The organism is Pseudomonas sp. (assembly GCF_037994325.1).
Lineage (GTDB): Bacteria > Pseudomonadota > Gammaproteobacteria > Pseudomonadales > Pseudomonadaceae > Aquipseudomonas.
This window is the reverse complement of the sequence record NZ_JBBNAH010000099.1, coordinates 1-2,497: the sequence shown is the minus strand read 5'-3', so window position 1 is coordinate 2,497 and position 2,497 is coordinate 1. Positions and strand designations below refer to the sequence as shown.

The following is a 2,497-nucleotide window of genomic DNA, read 5'->3' as shown; positions in this document are numbered from 1 at the left end:
CGTGGTCGGCAGATCGGCGAGGTTGGCAGCGGTGGTGTTGTCGTCACCGCAGAAGGTGCAGCTGATATCGCTCAGCGCTTGCAGGGTGATGTCCCCTGCCTTGCCGGCGCCACTGGCGGTGGTGCTGATTTTGCTGCCGCTGGCCATGTTGATATGCGGCGCTTCTACGATCACCGCACCGGCGTCCTTGCCGGCGTTACCGCTGGTATTGACCAGCGCGCCGCTCTTCAGATTGACGGTATCGCCGCTAGCGATTTGCACCCGACCGCCACTGTTATCGGCCATCAAGGCGGCCAACTCACCGCTGATTTCTACGCCATTTTTACCAACGATTTTTACCGAGCCATCGGCCTGATCGATACCAGTACCAATGCTCACGCCTTGCAGGTTTACCGTGTTGACGAACACCGTTTCCGCTGCCGATGTGCCGGCCTGCAATGAGGCACCAGAGGCGACTACCGCCGAGGCGGCGAACAGGTTGATCGAACCTGCGGTATTGACCTTGCCCTGAACCTTCACTTCGCCATCGGCAGAGCCGTTGTAGCTACCAGTCTTGAGCGCGGTTACCGCGTCGGTGGTTTCAGCCACGCTGCCTTGGTGGGCAATGGTCGCCAGGTTTTGCATCTGCGCGGCGCTGGGCGTGGTGACCGTCAGGCTGCCGACGTTGACCACACCACTGGCACCCACGACCAAACCATGGGGGTCGGCAAAAATGATATTGCCGCCGACCTTGCCGTCCGAGATGCCATTGAGGGTGCCGTTGATTTGCGCCTTGGCGTCGTGCACCAGGTTAACCAGATTGCCCGCACCGTTGGGCACATGCAGGTTTACGGTATTGCCCGAGCCGACCACAAACTGGCCAAAGGAGTTGAAGCCGGTGTTACCGCGCACCGTCGCCGTGGTGATATCGGTGGTGGTGGCGTTGGTAGTGGTGATGGTGGTCGCCGTGGTCATGCCGGTGACAGCACCAATCCCGGCGCCAAAGTTGCCGTTATGCAGCGTGATGTTATTAGCGTCAGCCATCGCCCAGCTCGGTAGCACGCCAAGGCTGGCGAGCATCGCGGCGGTGATGCGATTGGGTTGGAAGCGTGGCCCGGCTACCGCTGGATTGGCAGAGTGCTGGGGGGTAATACGCTTAACCATGACTGACCTCACTGTCGGGAACTTTCCACAACAGGCATTGTCGGTCGGACGGTCAATTGTGAACTAGTCGTGGTCGTTCATGCTTGTGAACAACCGTTGACAGCTGTCAGATAGCAGGCGCCATCAGTTTGACATGTCGGCTTCTGAAACCAGCTTGTAACCCCTGCCGTAGACGGTTTGGATCAGTTGCGGGCGGTTGGAATTGAGCTCCAGTTTGCGCCGCAGGCGCGCCACCAGGGTGTCGACGGTGCGCAAATCGCCGGAGTCTTCGCTGTCCAGGCCGTGGCGCAAACAGGCGAGCAAATCATGGCGATTGACCGGTTTGCCACGGCGCTCGATCAGGCCGATCAGCAAGGCAAATTCACCGGCCGTGAGTGCCACATCCGCGCCCTCTTCATCGCTGATCCGGCGACGGAGTAAATCGACTTTATAGGGGCCTAGCAGCAAATCCTGATTGGGCTTGTCGCCCTGGCGGCGGCGCAACAGGCTGCGGATTTGCGCGAGTAAAACCCGCAGGTTTACCGGCTTGGTGATATAGCAATCGGCGCCGGTTTCCAGGCCCGCCACGCGGTCGAAATCATCGTCGCGCACGGTCACCAGAATGATGCCGATCTGTGGGCTTTTGCTGCGCAGTTGGGCGGCAACGGCCAGGCCGTCGATATCCGGCAGGCCTATATCGAGGATCACCGCCGCCGGCTGATGGCGCTCGAACAAACGCATGCATTCCAAGCCTGACGGGGTGCTGAACACCTCATAGCCGGCGTTGACCAGATACAGCGAAACCATCTCGCGGATCTCTGGCGCATCTTCGACGACTAAGAGTTTTTCCATGACGCAGCGCCTGCCCCGTTATTGTTATGGCGCCGGATTGTGCGCCTTGTGGGGCGGCGAAAACCAGCCCTGCGCCTAATACCAGCGGCTTTGCTCCCCTCGCTCGCTTGCGGGAGAGGCGTAAGGGGGCGGCGGCCAGCGTGAGGGCCTGGGTGATGGACGGAGCCGCGCAGTCGCTGCTAAAAACAAAAGCCCCTCTCCCGCCCTTCGGGCACCCTCTCCCGCAAGCGGGAGAGGGGAATTGGGCGACTATCGCAGTTGGTCTCCCCTCGCCCGCTTGCGGGAGAGGGGCCGGGGGCGGCGGCCAGCGTGAGGGCCTGAGTGATGGACGGAGCCGCGCAGTCGCCGCCAAAAGCAAAAGCCTCTCTCCCGCCCTTCGGGCACTCTCTCCCGCAAGCGGGAGAGGGAATTGGGCGACTATCGCAGTTGGTCTCCCCTCGCCCGCTTGCGGGAGAGGGGACTAATCGCCTAAGGTCGCGGCCCTACGCCAGCCGTTTCCGCAGAGGCTTGAGTGCCCCTCAGC

General features: G+C 61.5%; 2 protein-coding genes. Both read right to left on the bottom strand.

Annotated features, from left to right (window positions below):
* On the bottom strand, window positions 1-1,143 hold a 1,143-nt coding region (locus AAAB16_RS03155; RefSeq protein ID WP_340662027.1), incomplete at its 3' end, for a leukotoxin LktA family filamentous adhesin.
* Between the two features lie 123 nt (window positions 1,144-1,266).
* Window positions 1,267-1,974 (bottom strand): response regulator transcription factor, encoded by a 708-nt coding sequence (locus tag AAAB16_RS03150; RefSeq protein ID WP_340662026.1) that lies wholly within the window; start codon window positions 1,972-1,974, stop codon window positions 1,267-1,269.
* Window positions 1,975-2,497: the final 523 nt, after the last annotated feature.

What these genes read in the sequence shown, in the direction of transcription:
- AAAB16_RS03150 (WP_340662026.1), bottom strand. Translation starts at nt 1,974, where the DNA reads ATGGAAAAACTCTTAGTCGTCGAAGATGCGCCAGAGATCCGCGAGATG.